The 18022-nt window shown below is 54.6% G+C and carries 12 protein-coding genes; 7 read left to right on the forward strand and 5 right to left on the reverse strand.

Annotated elements, in window-relative coordinates:
* Positions 1-123: 123 nt before the first annotated feature.
* Entirely contained in the window at positions 124-1224 is a 1101-nt protein-coding gene (locus BM123_RS21160; RefSeq protein ID WP_090172671.1) for a homoserine O-acetyltransferase family protein, read from the forward strand.
* A 325-nt stretch (positions 1225-1549) separates the two neighbouring features.
* Here BM123_RS21160 and BM123_RS21165 read toward each other — a convergent pair whose 3' ends face one another.
* Complete coding sequence (locus BM123_RS21165) at positions 1550-2170, reverse strand: glycoside hydrolase family 25 protein (RefSeq protein ID WP_175489503.1); 621 nt, start codon at positions 2168-2170, stop codon at positions 1550-1552.
* Positions 2171-2425: 255 nt separating this feature from the next.
* Positions 2426-3004, reverse strand: a complete 579-nt coding sequence (locus BM123_RS21170) for a hypothetical protein (RefSeq protein WP_090172674.1) — start codon at positions 3002-3004, stop codon at positions 2426-2428.
* Positions 3005-3221: 217 nt separating this feature from the next.
* Here BM123_RS21170 and BM123_RS21175 point away from each other — a divergent pair, with 217 nt between their 5' ends.
* The gene (locus BM123_RS21175; RefSeq protein ID WP_090172676.1) at positions 3222-4055 is read left to right on the forward strand and encodes an SDR family oxidoreductase; all 834 of its coding nucleotides are present in this window, start codon (positions 3222-3224) and stop codon (positions 4053-4055) included.
* Between the two features lie 54 nt (positions 4056-4109).
* Here BM123_RS21175 and BM123_RS21180 read toward each other — a convergent pair whose 3' ends face one another.
* The 3 genes from BM123_RS21180 to BM123_RS21190 form a co-directional block, all read right to left on the reverse strand.
* Positions 4110-5471: a DUF5723 family protein gene (locus tag BM123_RS21180; protein ID WP_090172678.1), complete on the reverse strand. Its 1362-nt coding sequence runs from the start codon at positions 5469-5471 to the stop codon at positions 4110-4112.
* 55 nt (positions 5472-5526) lie between these two features.
* On the reverse strand, positions 5527-7068 hold the full coding sequence (locus BM123_RS21185) for a hypothetical protein (protein ID WP_139212019.1): 1542 nt from the start codon (positions 7066-7068) through the stop codon (positions 5527-5529).
* 102 nt (positions 7069-7170) lie between these two features.
* Positions 7171-9432: a hypothetical protein gene (locus BM123_RS21190; RefSeq protein WP_139212021.1), complete on the reverse strand. Its 2262-nt coding sequence runs from the start codon at positions 9430-9432 to the stop codon at positions 7171-7173.
* A gap of 204 nt (positions 9433-9636) precedes the next feature.
* Here BM123_RS21190 and rbfA point away from each other — a divergent pair, with 204 nt between their 5' ends.
* From rbfA to BM123_RS21220, 5 genes are all read left to right on the forward strand, one after another.
* Positions 9637-10011, forward strand: coding sequence for a 30S ribosome-binding factor RbfA (gene rbfA / locus BM123_RS21195; RefSeq protein WP_090172684.1), 375 nt, complete (start codon positions 9637-9639; stop codon positions 10009-10011).
* A gap of 44 nt (positions 10012-10055) precedes the next feature.
* Positions 10056-10838, forward strand: coding sequence for a rhomboid family intramembrane serine protease (locus tag BM123_RS21200; RefSeq protein WP_090172686.1), 783 nt, complete (start codon positions 10056-10058; stop codon positions 10836-10838).
* A 181-nt stretch (positions 10839-11019) separates the two neighbouring features.
* Positions 11020-13758 (forward strand): protein-disulfide reductase DsbD family protein, encoded by a 2739-nt coding sequence (locus BM123_RS21205; RefSeq protein WP_217642202.1) that lies wholly within the window; start codon positions 11020-11022, stop codon positions 13756-13758.
* A 265-nt stretch (positions 13759-14023) separates the two neighbouring features.
* Positions 14024-15430, forward strand: coding sequence for a c-type cytochrome (locus BM123_RS21210; protein WP_139212022.1), 1407 nt, complete (start codon positions 14024-14026; stop codon positions 15428-15430).
* Between the two features lie 471 nt (positions 15431-15901).
* On the forward strand, positions 15902-17827 hold the full coding sequence (locus tag BM123_RS21220) for a CBS domain-containing protein (RefSeq protein WP_090172692.1): 1926 nt from the start codon (positions 15902-15904) through the stop codon (positions 17825-17827).
* The last annotated feature ends 195 nt before the right edge of the window (positions 17828-18022 follow it).

Raw genomic sequence — 18022 nt, forward strand, 5'->3', positions numbered from 1 at the left:
AAACTCCGGAGGAAGGGTTGTCATAATCGAAGTGGTCAGATACCTCGAAGATGCAACTCGCCGGAGTTTCTACTTTAAAAATGGCTAAAGTCCAGCAAAAGACCAAAGAACCAAAATACCAACTTGACCAAATACCTCCACATAAACCACCCCTTCGCGCTCGAATCCGGCGAGACACTGCCTTCCCTGACGGCGGCTTACCATACCTATGGAAAGCTGAATGCCAACAAGGACAATGTCATCTGGATTTGCCACGCCCTCACGGCCAACAGCGACGCCGAAGACTGGTGGCCCGGTCTGGTGGGCAAAGGTTTTACCCTGGATCCAGACCAATACTTCATCGTCTGCGTCAACATGATCGGCAGTAGCTACGGGAGTACAAGCCCAAAAAGTGTGAACCCGGAGACGGGCAAAGTTTACGGCCTCGATTTTCCCTTAGTTACCACAAGGGATAATGCCCGCTTTTTTGCTCTGGTGGCGGACTATCTCGGCATCAACCGTATCCGCCTGCTCATGGGCGGGAGTATGGGCGGCCAGCATGCAGGCGAATGGGCTTGTCTGCAACCCGACCGAATCGAGTTGCTCTGCCTGCTGGCGACCAACGCCCGCCACAGCCCCTACGGCGTGGCCTTCAACGAAAGCCAGCGGATGGCCCTCCGCGCGGACGCTACCCTCGGCACCGATGCGCCGGACGCCGGGCGCTTAGGCCTCGAAGCCGCCCGCTCCATGGCCGTGCTCTCCTACCGACACTACCGCACGTACGACGCTACCCAACAACCGACCTCACCCGATGACATCGACGACTTCCGCGCCAGCAGCTACCAACGCTACCAGGGCTACAAGCTGTGGAAACGTTTCGATCCTGCCTGTTACTACGCACTGACGAGAAGCATGGATACCCATCATTTAGGGCGCGGACGCGGGTGCAGTGAAGATGCCCTGGGAACGATCTCCTCTCCGACGCTCATCATCAGCATCGACACCGACGTCCTCTTCCCCACCGAAGAGCAGGCTTTCCTGAGCCGCTACATTAAAAACAGCCGCATGGACGTGATGCAGTCGGACTACGGCCACGACGGCTTCCTCGTCGAAACCCCCACCATCGGCCTACTACTCGCCGCCTTTCTCGTTGATCAGTTACAGATTGATGAAGGCACCAAACACGCCTTTACCGATGGCTTGAGCGGGCGGTCTTTTGCGATTCCGGGGACGGAGGAGGTGTGAGGGTAGTTGTTTTAATCGTTATGTTTAGAAAAATAAATGACACTCATCCTGAAAAGTAGTTATCGACTTGAGCTTAAGTGTTGCATCGGACCAAGGCAAATCTGATGGAGAGGGCTGGTTACTACCGGGCACTAACTTCTCTACCGTAGATTTTATCTGCTTAAGCGAAGACAGGTTAGCGATTAGATAAATCATCCTTGACAGACTTGATTGCAATTCCTTGATGGATTCCATCGACATATAGTTTGATGTTAAAGTTAGCAACCATGCCAAAGATAAAGTTACCTGCGAATTGTGTGATAACTTAAAATTTCCATCTCTCTCCTCACTCCCCAAACTCCGCCAAGTCATCCTCTCCCGTCCTCACGGGCGGGATGCAAAGCAGCGCCAGATCAAGGTGGCTGCCCAGGAAAACATTGCGGTCGATATCGCCGACGACACCGGGCAAACGCCCTTCGTCCGTATACTGCCAAAAGGCATAGTCGCGGCCACAGACGGTGACGGGTTCTTCGGCGTCGTAGCGGGCGAGCCAGAGGGGGAAGTCGTCCAGCTGGCCGGCCAGGAAGCGGTTGTAGAAGTTTTGGCCGGTGTAGATGATGGGCTTGACGCCGTAGCGGACTTCCACCATTTGCCCCCACTGTTTTACGGCGGTGACGAGCTGGGCGGGGGAGAGTTTGCCGCGGTCTTCGACGTCGAGGACGGGCGGCAGATCGCCGGGCCGTAGCTCCACGGCAGAGAAGAAATTTTTGGCCTGAGTGGCGGGAGCTACTTCGGGGCGAAAGAAATGGTAGGCACCCCGACGCATACCCGTTTTGCCAGCCTCAAACCAGTTGCCGGCAAAAGCATGATCCTGTAATTCTTCGCCCTCCGTAGCCTTAATAAAGGCAAAATCGTGGCCATCATCTGCTAGCGCAGCCCAGTCAATGACTCCCTGATAATGGCTCACATCTACACCAACGACCTCATAGCGGTCGGCCGCATCGGGCCGGTCGGGCAGGCAGGCCGTTAACCAAAGTAATGGCAGGGCACAAAGCAGGAGGCGTATTTGGAATAGAGAGTCGATGGTTTTTTTGGTGGTTAATGCAGTGGCTAAGGTAAGGAATTATGGTTTGTACCGCCGACTGAAGTCGATGGAAAGACCGCCAGCCGACTGACCGCCGAAGGCAGACGGGAACCGCAGTCGGCGGTACAAACCCGATCATCACTCCACAGCCAGTAGCCCGCGGATATTCCAGTTTATTTGTTCAGACCCGGTGATGGTGTTGAAGCTTGTCCATGTGCCATCGGGCGTCTGAAGACGGTCTCCGTTAGGGCTGTAATTACGGCCCTGATCACAACCAACGGACTGGCCCACCGCATCAATTTCAGTTTCTACGGCCAGCCATATACCGCCACCTGCCAGCTGGATGCCGCCGGGAATACGGTGGGTAATCCAGCCCGTATTGTTGATACGGTTGTTGAGGTTAATGCGGTAAATTTCGTCGCCGGGGGCCAAATCGTCCGGGCCTTCATCATAAATGATGACGTTGGTGTTGAGCGGGATGCGCTCCAGCCAGAATTCAACGCTCTCCAGCGTGCGACCGATAAAAGGACGTACTTCGTTCTCGGGGAAGTAGGCGGCAAAGGTGGTAAAGCCAATGCCGTTGTTCGGAGCCGTGAAGTTGGGGCCGTCGTAGTTGAGGCTATCCACCAGTGGGTCATCCGTGTCGTCTACACAGGAAGACCAGCTCAGTAAGCCGATGCATAGAAGGAGAAGAAGGGGTAGAGAGTTGGTTTTCATGGGTTAGTATATTTTGTTTGTAAGACCGAAGTTCGGAGTAAAGACAACGTAATGCCATACTTTCGTTGATAAAGTAGTCTTAAATCTTTCCAGCCAAATGCTTAACAGCTGTTCTTGCAAGGACATTTGCTGACCTCAAAGCGTCGCGGCAGCATCCTTCGAGCGTCCTGGCTCACTACTAACAGCGGTAGCCCAAAGAACCAAAATACCAATTCCCATGACCATCCTCCTCACCGGCACCTCCTCCGGCATCGGCCGGGCCACGGCCGAAGCTTTACTCGTTAAGGGGCATCGCGTCTTTGGGACGGTACGCCGGATCTCTGATGCCAGCGAACTTTCTCTGCATCCTGCGTTCAGCGCCCTGATTATGGACGTCACCGATCGTGCATCCATCGCTGCGGCCATCGAAACGATCCGGACCAGTGGCGAGACGCTCCACGCCGTGATCAACAACTCCGGTATCGCCGTCTCCGGGCCACTCGAAACCCTCGCCGAGGAAGACTACCGCCGGCAGTTCGACGTGAATGTCTTTGGCAGCCTCGCCGTTTGTCAGGAGGCCCTGCCGCTACTCCACGCCGCCCGCGAGGCGGGCGAGGCCAACGTGAAAATCATCAACATCAGCAGTGTCTCCGGCTACGTTACGGCTCCTTTTACCAGCATATACTCGGCCAGTAAATTTGCCATGGAAGCCGTCACGGATGGCCTGCGCCGCGAACTGGTCCCCTTCGGTATCGACGCCGTCAGCATCGCCCCCGGACCGGTGAAAACGCCCATCTGGACTAAGGCCAAAACCCAGACCAAAGCCTACGAGGGCACCCGCTATGCCTACATTCTGGAAAAGCTCATTCCCTACGTAGAAAACGCCGAAGCCGGTGGCGTTACGCCCGAACACGTAGCGGGTGTAATCCTGAAAACACTGGAATCTTCCCGCCCCCGCCCTCACCAACTCGTAATGCCCAAAAGCTGGGTCGTCCGTATCCTTAAGCAGTTGCCAAAACGGGTGCAGGATAAAATCTTCCTGAAAAATATGGAGGGGAATAAGCGGTATTAGGAGGTTACAGGTTACAGGTTGCAAGATGCAAGTTGCAAGTTGCCGGGTGTTGCACTACTGTTTATCATCCCCTTTTTTCTCCGCCTTCGGCCCTCCGAAACTCAGTGCAGCGCCCAGCCGTACGGCCGCCCGGGAGCTGTCTTTCTGCCGGAACACCGTGAGCAAATTATCGGTACTGGCCAGCAGGTGAACCGGGCCAAGGTTGGCCATTAGGTGCATACCAAGGTTCGCCGAAGCCCCCCGGCGGGAATTGACGTTCAAACCTACAGTAAGTTGCTCAATGACCTGATAGCGGGCATTAATGGCGAAGGCCGTTTCGGAGTTGACGGTGCGGTTGTAATGTACGAGCAGGGCCCCGGCTGTCAGTCGGTCGGTGATGTCATACTCGCCACCGATCAGGTAAGTGGAAGGGAGGTCACTGCGGTAGGCTTCATTGGTTTCGACGGGCTCAAACTGAGCGCGGAGACTATCAATAGCACCGGCGAAAGACACCGAGTCTTGCAGCAGCTGTTCCAGAATGTCGAGCCCACTGAACTCATCGATGCCTTCCAGGCGAAGGTTGTTTACGTCGTTTTCCCAATTGATCTTTGCCCCCAGATCGTTGGCGGCTGCTTGTACACGGAGAGGACCGAAATCAGCAAAAAGGCCCAGGTCAAAAGCCAGGCCGTTGTTGTTGCTAAACAGGTCGTCGGTTTCAATGCGGTTCAGGTCGTAATTGACGTTGATGTCATCCAGACCATTATAGTCGATCGTGCCGGCGGTGTTGATGGTCAGATCCTGATCAAGGGTCAGGGTGAAATTTTCCTCTCCGGTAGTTAGTTGCAGGCTGCCGTCGAGCGTTGTGCGCAAGTCAGCGATCCCGCTCAGGTACTTGATGCGGGCGCCGAAAAAGATGTTCTCGGTGATGCCAACGCTGGCGCCAAAGCCAATTTCGTGGTAGCTGGTGGCGTAGCCGAGGGGAGCAATTTCGACGGTCTGACCGATGAACTGAGCGTTGCCCTGGGCAATGACTTGTACGAGTGTTTTGGGGTAGTCCGCCTCACCAAATGCGCGTAAACGGTGGTAAACCCCGACGCTCAGGCGATCGCCCCGCAGGCTGGCTCCGATGGTTTCCAGGCTGAAGTCATTACGAAGGCCATTGCGTTCACTCAGCAAATCTGGCAGGCTGCTGAGGTCAAGAATACGCTGGCCGTTTTCGGTGTAGAGCAGTTCGTTGTAAGTGATGTTCTCGGCGGCCAGGTCATTGCTGACGCCCGGAAGGCCGATGGTAATTCGGCCAGCTTGCTGACCATAAAGCGCCGGGTTGCTGAAGGTCGACTGCCAGATCTGCGTCAGCATGGGCGTGGTGAGATCCTGAGCGGAAAGGGTTGTCGTAAGCAACAGAAGAAGAAAGGAGGATAGACGTAGAAAATTCATGCCTGACGTTTTTTGCGCAGCCGCGGGATGCAATGAAAAGTTTGGTAGCAAGGAATTATTCCACCTTAATTATGGCTCCCAGCCGGACAATGAGCTCCTGCTCGTCCGTTACCCGCACGAAGTCCGTCCCGCCTCCGGCGGTCGAGATACGAAAGGTCAGCACCAGTCGGTCCGCTGAACGGATAGCTTCCAGCCGCTCTCCGGCCAGCACGATGTCTTGCGTCAGGCTTACTTGCTCCAGGGCCTCTCCGTTTTCGTCGACGGGGCCGGCTTGCAGCAGGGTGAGTTCTCCGTTTGTCAGGTCAGCCACCGCATTGTCGTTCGCGTCCAGGAAGGTGCCCTCCGCTTCCAGGTCGATGGGGAGCCCGTTTTTGGTCGTGAGCCGGAAGGTGACTTCCGTTACGTTCTCATACTGGTCCACGATGTTGAGCGGCACGGTGTCCCGAACGGTAAAACGATCGGCGCTTCCGATCAGCGGGAGCTCCACGTCTACTTTCGCCTGGTAGGCGGAGCTGTCCGTCAGAAAGCCCAGGATGTCCGTGTCCGCATCCGGATTAACGAGTGCATTGATCTCGTAATCCAGCGCAACGGGCCGCGCGCTCAGGATCTGGTCCAGGTTGGAGTTGCTGGTGTCAAAGACGAACACCGTTGTTGCCTCTTCCCCCGGCACCCGGGGGTACTCAAAGTCGAAGCCATCGTCAATGCCCTGCCCGGTAATGGGTAGCACGTTACCGTCCAGGTCAATGACGCTCAGCACGTCAACGAGCGCCCTGGCCGGTAGCCCGAAGGAGTTGAGCATCGTAATGGTAATGGTAGGGTCGGCGAAGTAAACCTCCCCCTCCAGATAGCGATCAAAGAAATTGACCGCAATGGTGTCCCGCCCTCCGGGATAAAGCTCTTGCCCCAGGTAACCTTCCATATAGCTGAAGGCCAGGTTGATGATGGTCACCACCGTTCCATCGACGGGCTCCAGTTCGTTGCCCGCATCGTCCCGGATACTGTACTCGAAGTAGAGGGAGTCATTCGGCAGGTCCAGTATGTAACCATCCAGATCGACGGCCGCATCGGGGTTACTCAGCGCCGGAGGCGTACCGCTACCGCTGTAAGCCGGGAGTTGTCCGCTGATTACAAAAGCCTCACCGTCCAGCGTCGCATCGGGGATGCTCAGCGTCACCGTTACCGGGCGGTCGTAGCGGTTGGGCAGGCTGTAGTTCAGCAGCCCGCTTTTGATGTGGACTTCGTCGATGTCTACATCGTCTGCTCCGGCAAAGGGGGCTGCCTGCCGCCGCTGGGTAATGGGGAGCAAAATCCCTTGCCCCAGGGCGTTGAGCCTGGCGAAGATCACATCTCCGGCTACTGCCGGAACCTCTCCGGAGTAGCGGAAGCGAAGTAAGCCGTCAGGGTCTACCGAGAGGGAGACATTGTCCGTTACGTCACCGATCAGGTCTTTGAGCTTTACCTCACTGTCAATGAGCGGCAAAGCGTATTCTGCCGAAAAGCGGGTCTCGTCAATTTGTGAGAGGTCTTCCAGCTGGTCATTACAGGAGGTAAGACCACTAACCACCAGGGCCAGCAATAGTAGATAATGCGGTTTCATTCGTTGGTTTTATGGTCGGGGGGCTTAGCCACTAGAATTACGAAGGTAAGGGCTGCTCTGGACTGTTTATGACGTTGATCAACAGAATAGTTACTTTACTAACTATTCGATCACCCGGATCAAACGATCCAGTCGCTCCTGAAATTCTTTTTCGTCGATTGCCTGGAGTACCTGCATCTGCTCCCGGTCTGTGAGGTGAAAGGAAACGGAGGTCCGCAGCGGGTCATCTGCATCAGACTCATAATTGAAGCGGTGCAGGAAAAAACGGTCGGGCCCTAAAGACTCCGCCAACTGCCCCAGCAAAACCTCCTGGTCGAGAATCTGTACGCTAAGAATATTACCGGCAACGCCGACCGGACTGAAGAGACTTTCGATGGCTCCCCGCCGGTCGTCCCGTTCCTCTTTTTCAGCTCCTTCCCGGAAGGCGGAGATCTGCACGAAGTGGACCCCTGAAGTGTTTTCCAGCAACCAATCCTTAAAGGTGGTCACAAAGCGGGCGGCGGAAACGACGCCATAGTTGTCCCGGTAGCCGGCATCCATTAAACGAATGGAAGGCTTAGTGGGCAGGCGCACGAGCGGAAGTACGTAGGGATAAGTAGCGTTCATCCGCAGCGCAGTGGCGAAATGGAGGCTGTCCGGTTCCTGATCCTGTAGCAGCCAGCGAAAGTCAACCATGTCGGGCTGCAGCGGCAAATCTCCGCGCAGAGCGGCTGGTGAGGCGGTCATGTAACTTACCCCCTGTGGGGAAATGACCATCCGCCGGCCATCCTCCACAATACTGGGGGTGACGAACATCATCGGGATACGGGCTTCCTGCTCCGGCTGCCGGTATTTCCACAGCGGTTTGTTAAGAATACTACCCGTATTGGTGGCCAGCTCCTGTTCAAAACTATAGGCACGGTCCCGCCGGTAAGATTTGCCACCAACTTTTACCCGGGTAAAGGGTAAAAAGAGATCATTGCTTACCAGGGAAAAGGCAACCGGGTTCAATAAGTCGCGGCTGATGCGGTCCAGTCGGAGGGCGTCATTGAGGTGGAATTCAGGGTCGCTCAGGTAAGACTCCCGCAGGTAGGCCAGGCCCACCTGCCCGCCACTGGCCCCGGTCATGAGCGCCGTTGACCGGATGAAGTTGCCGCCGGTACACTGTTCCAGCGTTTGAGTGACGTGAGTAGCCCAAAGCGCGGCGGTCAGCCCGCCACCGGAGGCGCAGACGATGATGAGGGGCGGTTTATCTGCTGGCTGCCGGGCTTTCCAACGCTCCAGAATGTTGCGGGAGGCGGCGATGTCTTGCCCGAGCTGCTCGCTGCCGGCCAGAGCCTTCAGCCGCTCGGTAGTGTAGTCGGCCGTAGTGGAATAGTCAAGGCCGTAAGCCTGGTTGCCGTGGCGGAATAAAGGGCCGCTGGAAATGTAGTTGAAGACTGCCAGTAAGCAAACCATCAGCACGAAACGCCATTCGGAAAACCAGTAGCTAATGGCGCCAATAATGGCAACAATGAGACTGAACATAACCAGGAAACTGGCGCCGGCCGGAATCTGAAATAAGGGTTGATCAATCAGCAGGCCAAGCAGGGCCAGGGCGATGATGGTGCCAAGCTGAAGCACGATGGCATTCAGGTGATTTTGGCGGAAAATACCCTGAAGCACAGCAGAGTCATAATGCGCAACGGAGCGCACCAGGCGAGTCCGCAGGTTCTCTCCCAGATACGTTTTTACGTCATAGGGGTTGTCGTACATTTTTGTCAGCATGGGCGCCAGTGCTTTGGCGCGGTAGGGGCGGTATCCGCTGGTCCGTTTACGGCTCTGACCGGGCCCCATGTTGGGTGGCGCTTCCCGGAAACGGGGCTGATAGTAGCCGATGTCCCGATTGGTCAGGTTAAAGTAAATAGCGTAAACAAAAAGACTGATGATGAGGCCCAGAATGAGCCCGCTCAGGCTCTCGCCAATGAGCCAGCGGTCGGGCTGAATGTCCTTCCCGGGGCGGAGGAAATGAACGAGCAGGCCACAGTAAAACAGGAATACGGCCAGCGGCAGGAGTGCATTATTGATGCAGTATTTAAAAAAAGGGCGGGAAAGGCTGGCGAGAAAATTAAAGTAGCCGCCAATGAGCAGGTAGGTGCCCAGATTCCAGCTCATAGTGAAAAAGCCGAAGGCACCACCAACAATGAAAAAGGACCAGAAGTCCGTGTCTCCCAAATACTCGGGATCCAGGAAAAGGTACTGAAGGCCCAGGTTCGGGCCCAATAATCCGCTCATCATCAGTACCAACAACACCCATACCGCCAGCAGGAGAAAATTACTCCGGAGGTGCAACAGCAGGAGTTGCACAGAAAAGGAATGCAGTATGTCCCGGAAGAAATTTTGCATGATGGCTAAAGCTACGATTTTGGGGCGCAAACGCAGGTGCAAAGAGATGTTTTTAAGCGCATTGCTTACAGACGACAATGGCTACCTTCCCCAAAAAAGAGATGAAGCAATTCCTGGCTCGCGTAAGACAAACATCACAACTCCCTATACCAACGGTGCAACTGACTCCCTAACCCGCGCGTTCTCATTCTCAAATCCCTCATCATGGAATCCAAACGACAGCGGCAGGTTGCCGAAATGATCAAGCGCAATTTCAGCATCGTCCTGCAGCAGGAAGGCCCTTACATCTATGGCGCTCAGCCTTTGGTGACGGTGACCGAGGTGCATCCGACGCCGGATCTGAGCCAGGCTAAAATTTACCTGAGCATCTGGAATACGGACAATAAGCAGGCGGTCATCCTGCAAATGGAAGAAGAGCACCAGCGACTGAAGTCTAGTCTCGCACACCGGCTCAAGCGCCATATTCGTCGTATTCCGGCCATCGCTTTCTACATCGATGAAACGCTCGACGAAATGAACCGCGTAGAGAATCTCTTCGATAAGCTGTATGACGAAGACCAAATGCCGGAAGACAAGTAGGTCGTCCGTTCAGGCGCGCTCCTAACCACACATTCCCCCAGCTTATGATCAGCAAACGTAACCTTCGCAACGTCATCAAGTGGCCCATCGTCATGCTGGCCCTGATGTGGGTAGTCTTTATCGTAGATACTTACCTGACTGGAGGAAGCCTTACCAACTGGTATGCGCTCCGGCCTAATGAGATGGTCGGACTGAAGGGAATACTGGCCATGCCTCTGCTTCACGGTAGCTGGGGGCACTTGCTGAGCAATTCGCTGCCCTTTTTGTCGCTCAGTGGAATGTTGATCTTTTTCTACCCACGGCTATGGCCGAGGGTGCTGGCTACGCTCTGGCTCGGTGCGGGGGGCTTACTTTGGGTCTTGGGTAAACCGCTGAATGCACTCATCGATCTGAGTGTTTTGCCTGAAGCACACATCGGGGCCAGCGGACTGGTCTACGCGCTGGCAACCTTTCTGGCTTTTAGCGGCATTTTTCGGCGAGACTTCCGGGCGATCGTCGTGGCGCTTATCGTGGTGTTCTATTATGGCGGCCTGGCCGCCGGCATCCTGCCCGGGCAGGAGGGCATCAGTTGGGAGGGGCACCTGCTGGGCGGCGTGATGGGCGCATTCGCCGGCTGGCTGTTCAAAGACCAGCTGGAAGACCACGAAATCGAAACCCGCCGCAAGAACGCCGAACGCCGTAAGCCGACCGAAAAAGAACACTTCCTCGAGCCCGATGCCTTCGTGAAAACGAAGAAGCAACGGGAGTTTGAGGCTAAACAACAAGAGCAGGAAGCTTTCTGGAAGCGGCTCGAGCGCCTGAAGGAAGAAGATAAGTTACGGCGGTAGGATTGCCCTGGAGGTTAGTATTTCCATGGATGCAAACGCCCTGTTAATGATCCCTGAAAGGAAGGTGAACCGAAAAGAAGTATTACATTTGTAGTATTGAAAGTGGGCTGACATAACTTCCTGACCTTTCAGACGTTGAATAAGTCCGTATTTTTGCCCCGTTTAAGCAAATGCACCTTCCATGCTGCGATCTATTTTTACTTTCCTCCTTTTTTCCTTTACCCTGGGCCTGTCGGCCCAGTTTGCCAGCCCCATTAGCTGGGACTTCAGCTATGAGCACATTGAGGGAGACGAATTCAACCTGATTGCCAAGGCTACCGCTGAAGATAAGTGGGCAATTTACAGCCAGTACACACCGGAGGGCGGCCCTATACCGACCAGCTTCACCTGGACGGAGGGAGACCACTATGAACTGAAGGGCAAGTCGGTAGAAAAAGGGCACCTCAAGTCCGGCATGGATGATATGTTCGGCGTAGACGTGATGAAGTTCCTCAGCGACGAACCGGTCTACTTCACCCAGCGGGTGAAAATAACGGACTACGGTAAGCCCATCGACGTGATGGTGGAATACATGTGTTGCGACGATGAGCAGTGTCTGCCGCCAACGGATGAAGTTCATACCTACGAGATTGCTCCGGCGGGCCCCGGCAATGGCGCGGTGGATACCCCCTCTGCGCCCGAGCCGGCGGCACCGGTCGTGGAGAATAATACGGGTAGCAATGGAGCCTCCTCTTCTTCCGGCGCCGGAGGCGCGGGAGGAAATGCCACGCAGGCCTCTGCCCCCAAACAGACCCCTGCACCTGCGGCCGCGCCCACTACTTCCACTACGTCAATACCCGCCACTACCCAACCCGAAAAGGTTAAGCGGGACGAATTGGAGCCCACCCTCGAAACAAAGCCACTCCGCGTCACAGGAACCTACAAAGCGCAGGGCGTTGCCGCCAGCGAAAATGACCCGGTGAGCTGGGCTTTTACCGCCGACAAACTGGACGGTAACCAATACCGCGTCTCCCTGACGGGAACCCTGACGGAAGGCTGGACAACCTACAGCATGGACGCCGACCCTGACCCCGGGGCCATCCCCACGGAGTTTAGGGTGACAGCGGAAGAAGGCGTTACGGCCATCGGAGAGCCTACGGAAGAGAGCGCCACCCTTAAAGTGAAGTACGATAAGACCTGGGAAGCGGACATGGCTAAAATCGACGGCGGAACGGTCACCTACAGCCAGCTGGTAGAAGTGACGGATGCCGCTAAAGCCATCAACGGATACGTCTACTACCAGACCTGTGACGATGAGATGTGCTTCCCGCCTAAAGAGGTGCCCTTCAGCCTGGATTTATCAGGCGCTACGCCCGTTGCCAGTATCGATGGACTGACCGGAACGGAAGCTTCCGCCGGCGGTGGAGACATTGTAGCTCCGGCAGCAAATGAACTGGGGCTGGGTGTTGCCTTTAACCCCGAACCCGTTGGTACCTGCAGTGAAGGTGCCCGGGAAACGGCCGGAAAAAGCCTGCTGTCCATCTTTGGCCTCGGTATTCTGGGAGGCCTGCTGGCGATGCTGATGCCCTGTATTTTTCCGATGATTCCCCTGACGGTGAGCTTCTTCACCAAGAGCGGCGGCAGCCGCGGAGAAGGCATCCGTAAGGCCGGCCTCTATGGCTTTTTCATCTTCATGATTTACGTGCTGCTGAGTGTGCCTTTCCACCTGCTCGATGGGCTGGACCCAGGAATCTTAAACAGTATTGCGAGTTCGGTTCCTCTGAACCTGATCTTTTTTGCCGTCTTTATTGCCTTCGCTGGCAGCTTCTTCGGTTTCTATGAATTGACCCTGCCCGAAAGCTGGAGTAACCGCGCCAGCCAGGCAGAAGGAACTGGTGGAATTACGGGCATCTTCTTCATGGCGCTGACCTTAGCCCTGGTTAGCTTCAGCTGTACGGGCCCCATTCTGGGTAGTCTGCTCGTTGAAGCCGTAAGTGATGGTGCCTGGCCGCTGACGGCCGGTATGGCCGGCTTCGGGGTAGCTCTCGGCCTGCCCTTTGCGCTCTTTGCTGCCTTCCCCGGCTTCCTGAACAACTTGCCCAAGAGTGGTGGCTGGCTCAACAGTGTGAAAGTGGTACTTGGCTTTGTGGAGGTTGCACTGGCCTTTAAGTTCCTCTCTAACGCCGACCTGGTCGGCGAGTGGGATTTGCTGCGCATCGAGCCCTTCCTCCTGATCTGGATTCTTTGCTCGCTTGGCATCGCCGCTTACCTCTTTGGCTTCATCAGCTTCCCGCTGGACAGCAAGAAACGTAAGACCGGCCCCATCGGTATGGCCATTGCCGTGGCGGGTGTTGCCTTCACGGCTTACCTTGCCTTCGGCCTCACGGCCGACGGGCATACGGGGACCTACAAAAACCGTAACCTGCTGAGTGGCATCGCCCCTCCCGTGTGTTATAATTACTTCCTGCCCTGCGACAAAAACCGGAATATCACTCCTTTCAAAAGCCTGGAAGAGGGTTTGGCCTACGCCAAAGAGGTGAACAAGCCGGTGATGCTCGACTTTACGGGCTACACCTGCGTCAACTGCCGGAAAATGGAGGAAAATGTGTGGACGCAGGAGGAAGTCCGCCGCTACCTCACCGACGAATACGTAATCGTTAGCCTTTACGTTGATGACCGCTCCAAGCTGCCGGATGAAGAGCATCGGGAAGTGGTGCGGCAGGATGGTTCCGGCCGGACTAAGCTCATCGACGAAGTCGGTGAAAAGTGGCACTATCTGGAACAGACCGTTTTTGCCAAATCTTCTCAGCCCTACTACGTGCTCGTCAGCCCCGACGGCACTACCCTTAACCCACCAGTTGCCTACACCCCGGATGCGGAAGTGTACCAGAATTTTCTGGAGTGCGGTTTGAGTACTTATCGGGAGTTGAGCTCGAAGTAGGGGACAGGTTGCAAGTTGCAAGTTGCATTGTTGCAAATTGGCTCCCATGGAGTAATAAATTATTGGCCAAATACGGTTAAAAATCCCAACTTACTTGGAGGTTTAGTCCAGACGGCCAAAATTCCTGCAACCTGCAACCTGCAACCTGCAACCTGCAACCTGCAACCTGCAACCTGCAAAACGTTAAAAACGAAGAACTTTGTAAAACAAAGTGAACCCTTTCGCCTCCCGTTCCTTCTACCAGTGTAACCATCATAAACACTGCGTGCGAAAACTATCCGTTCTTTCCCTATTGCTGTTCTTATTGGCCTGTAACGCTTACCGTCCGCTGGCGGAAGTGGAAGCAGTATCTGGTGGAGAGTGGAAGACGAAAGTCTTGCCCGCCAGCCCGCAGGACCTGAGCGGGGACCCGGAGGCGGGGTTTGATTTTCTCATTCATGGCGATTATATCGGCAGCGGCGTCCCGTTGGAGATCATGCAATCTGCTGCTCCCAAAATGCCGCAGGACAAACCCTATGAGCGCAACGAACTGAACGAAGGAATACCTTACTTCATGACCGCCTTTACGGCCCCCAACGGCGCGAAGGTGGCCAACGGCAACTGCTTTACCTGCCACGCGGGGCGCGTGGACGGCGAGCTGGTAATCGGGCTGGGAGATAGCTTTAGCGACTACGAACGCAGTATGGTTTTTATGGGCACCATGATGCGCTTTGGCATGACCATGAAGTACAACAAGAAGAAAGACCTGCAACCAGCCGCTTTTGAAGACTTCGGGAAATACTTCCGGCGCATGGCGCCGAAGATCAAGACGACCCAGCCGGGCTCGAACCCCGCCTTCCGCCTGGCTGAAGCCTGCATGATGCACCGGGACCCGGAGGACCTGACCTACGTTGATGAGCCACAGTATGATATGTGGGATTACAACATTGCCACCGACACCCCGCCGCTCTGGCACGTCAAGAAAAAGAATACGCTCTATTACAATGGTATTGGGCGGGGGAGTATGCCTAAGCTCCTGCTACAGGCCAGTGTGTTGGGCGTGCCGGACAGCAGCCACAGCCGGACATCGGTGGAAGCATTCAGAGATGTATACGCCTGGTTGCTGACCCTGGAGGCGCCGGCTTACCCGAAGGAGATCGACGAAGACCTGGCAGCGGCCGGAGCGCCGCTGTTTAATGAACACTGCTCGGGCTGCCACGGGACCTACTCCGACCAAGGCGATACCTACCCCAATAAGGTGGTAAACCTCAATGTGATCAAAACGGACCGGCTATATGCGGATTACATTCGTCAGAGTGGCATCGTGGACTGGTACAACAAGAGCTGGTTTGCAACCAGCGAGCCGAAGTCGCGCTTTGAACCTACGGACGGCTACGTTGCCCCGCCGCTGGACGGCATCTGGGCTTCAGCACCCTACTTTCACAATGGTTCGGTGCCAACGATTTACCAGGTGCTTAATTCTAAGGCCCGACCTGAACGATGGACGCGCAGCGGGAAATCCACCGACTACGACTGGAAGCGGCTGGGCTGGAACTACGATCCGGAGCCCAAAAAAGACAAGTGGACCTTCGACAGCAGTGTGCCTGGCTACGGGAAGGACGGCCACTACTTCGGGGATAAGCTGAGCGAAGAAGAGCGCTGGGCGGTAGTGGAATACTTAAAGACCTTGTAAGTCTGATTTTAGCTAACCGGAGGCAACTTTTCCCCTTTACGCCCCTGACCAAGAGTCATAGCGATAATCAACAGACACTGACTGACAATGACGAGCCAAAGGCCCAGAGAGGAGCCCTCCTGGCTAATTATGTACAAGCACCCAGCAATAAGGCTGGCAGAAAGAAGACTTAGTACATAACGAAATCTAGCGGTTTTCATGCTGGAAAAACGGAAGCGTAGCCGGAAAAGTTGCCCCCCCTGCGGGCTTGTATTACGTTTAATTCTCCCTTTTGCAGCGGTGCTTTGGCTTCGCTCAGCAACCATACTTCGGTGCCTTGAAAATCTTCCCGTTGGAGCCAAAAAGGAATTTAAAATAATACTTTACCCGTTTATTCCAGAATAAACATACATCTCCGTAGATTTAGCGGTAGTAGCCTTTAATGGGGAAACTAAAACAAAGTTAAATGCCTCTACCGCACACAAAAAATTTATGGGAGAAGAGAGAGTAAACGTACCGACTGACGAGAGCCGCACTAAGTTTGCCCGACATCTTCTGCAAGATGTTCAGGCACTCGAATATATGCTTAAGCATGGTTGGTTTGAAACTGAGACCATCAGGATTGGCGCAGAACAAGAGATGTGTTTGGTGGATAAGAAGACCCTGAAGCCGAAACCGAAAAACATGCAGGTGCTCAAGCGCCTGAAAGAATATCCATGGGCAACGACGGAGATAGCACGCTTTAACCTGGAATGTAATCTGTCTCCTCAGGAATTCACTGGTCGTGCTTTGCGCCTGATGGAAACGGAGAATCGCGCACAGTTAGACGTCATTGTTGCTGCGGCAAAAAAGAGTGATGCACTGGTAGTCCTGACCGGAATACTACCTACACTCCGGAAGTTTGATCTTTCTTTAGAGAACCTGACACCGAAGCCCCGTTACCGGGCCCTGATAGAAGCCATCCGTGCCCAATCCAAATCAAGTAAAGGCTTTGAGCTTCGCCTGACGGGCATCGATGAATTATTCATCAGCCATGACAGCCCGCTGATGGAGGCCTGTAACACGAGTTATCAGGTTCATTTGCAGGTGACACCAGATACTTTTGCCCCCTTATATAACATTGCTCAAGCCATTACTGCTCCGGTTCTGGCCATCTCGGCCAACAGTCCTCTGGTATTCGGCAAACGGCTGTGGCACGAAAGCCGGATTGCCTTATTTCAGCAGGCCCTTGATGTGCGAACGACGCAGGATCATATGCGGCAGCCTGAGCCTCGGGTAAGCTTCGGCACAGACTGGCTCGATAAGAGCATCATGGAAATCTACAAAGAAGACATTGCCCGCTTTCGGGTATTGCTCGGGGCAGAAGTGGAAGAAAACAGCCTGGAAACCATCCGGCAGGATGGAATTCCAAAGTTGAAAGCCTTGCAGGTACACAACGGAACGGTATACCGCTGGAATCGCCCCTGCTATGGGATTAGCGATAACGGAATGCCCCACCTCAGGATTGAAAACCGGGTTATTCCTGCGGGGCCAACCGTACTGGATCAGGTGGCCAACTCCGCCTTCTGGCTGGGCACCATGATCGGTATGGCTAACAAGTATAAGGATATCCGGGAGCACATGAGCTTTGCGGATGCGAAAGACAATTTCGTCAAGGCCGCCCAGTTCGGAGTCGATACGGAGCTAACCTGGTTCAACAACAAAAAATATGGTTGTTGTGATTTGATTCTGAATGAGTTGATCCCCATCGCCAAAGAAGGCCTGCAAAGCCGTGGAATTGTTGAAGAGGACATCGAGCGATACCTGGGCGTTATTGAAGCTCGTGCAAAAGCTCATAAAACCGGCGCCCGCTGGCTCTTGCAGTCATTTACCAAGTTGAGCGCAGAAGTCAATCAGGACGAAGGGCTGACGGTAATCACTTCGGCCATGATCCGGAATCAAATGTCGGAACAGCCCGTTCACACCTGGCCGTTGCCGGATGTCAGTGATCTGAAAGCTTACCAGCCGGTAGGGCTGAGAGTTGAAGAGTTCATGGAAACAGATCTCTTTACGGTTCATGAAGACGACCTCCTGGAAATGGTGGCTAATCTGATGGACTGGCGTAAGCTGCGATATGTACCCGTAGAAGATGGCAGAGGCTGTTTGACGGGCCTCATCACTACCCGGACCCTGCTGAGATACTATACCCGCAGAGAACGCCCGGATGCACCAGAGGCAGGCTTCGTGAAGGTAAAAGACATTATGATCACTTCTCCAAAAACGATTCCCCCCGACACAACGATCAAAGATGCTATGCAAGTAATGAGGGGCGAAAAACTTGGATGTTTACCCGTCATTAAAAATGAGGAACTGGTGGGAATTATCACAGAAATGGACTTTTTGCGCGTGAGCGGCCGGCTGATTGAACGGATGAAGTAAGTCGGTCTTTCTGACGGGATATCCAGATGCACAAACGAGCCTGTTTTAACTATCCCGATTCTTTGAGTAACCCATCGCGGACAGCTTCAGGCTGCACGGCTCTGAACGCCGTTCGCTAAATACTGAAATTACTATTGATGAAGGTTGCTCTGGAACCTGGTTGTACATTTTGTTATGCGCACCCTCTCGCCCTCA

The sequence above is a fragment of the Neolewinella agarilytica genome (assembly GCF_900110645.1).
Taxonomy (GTDB): Bacteria; Bacteroidota; Bacteroidia; order Chitinophagales; family Saprospiraceae; genus Neolewinella; species Neolewinella agarilytica.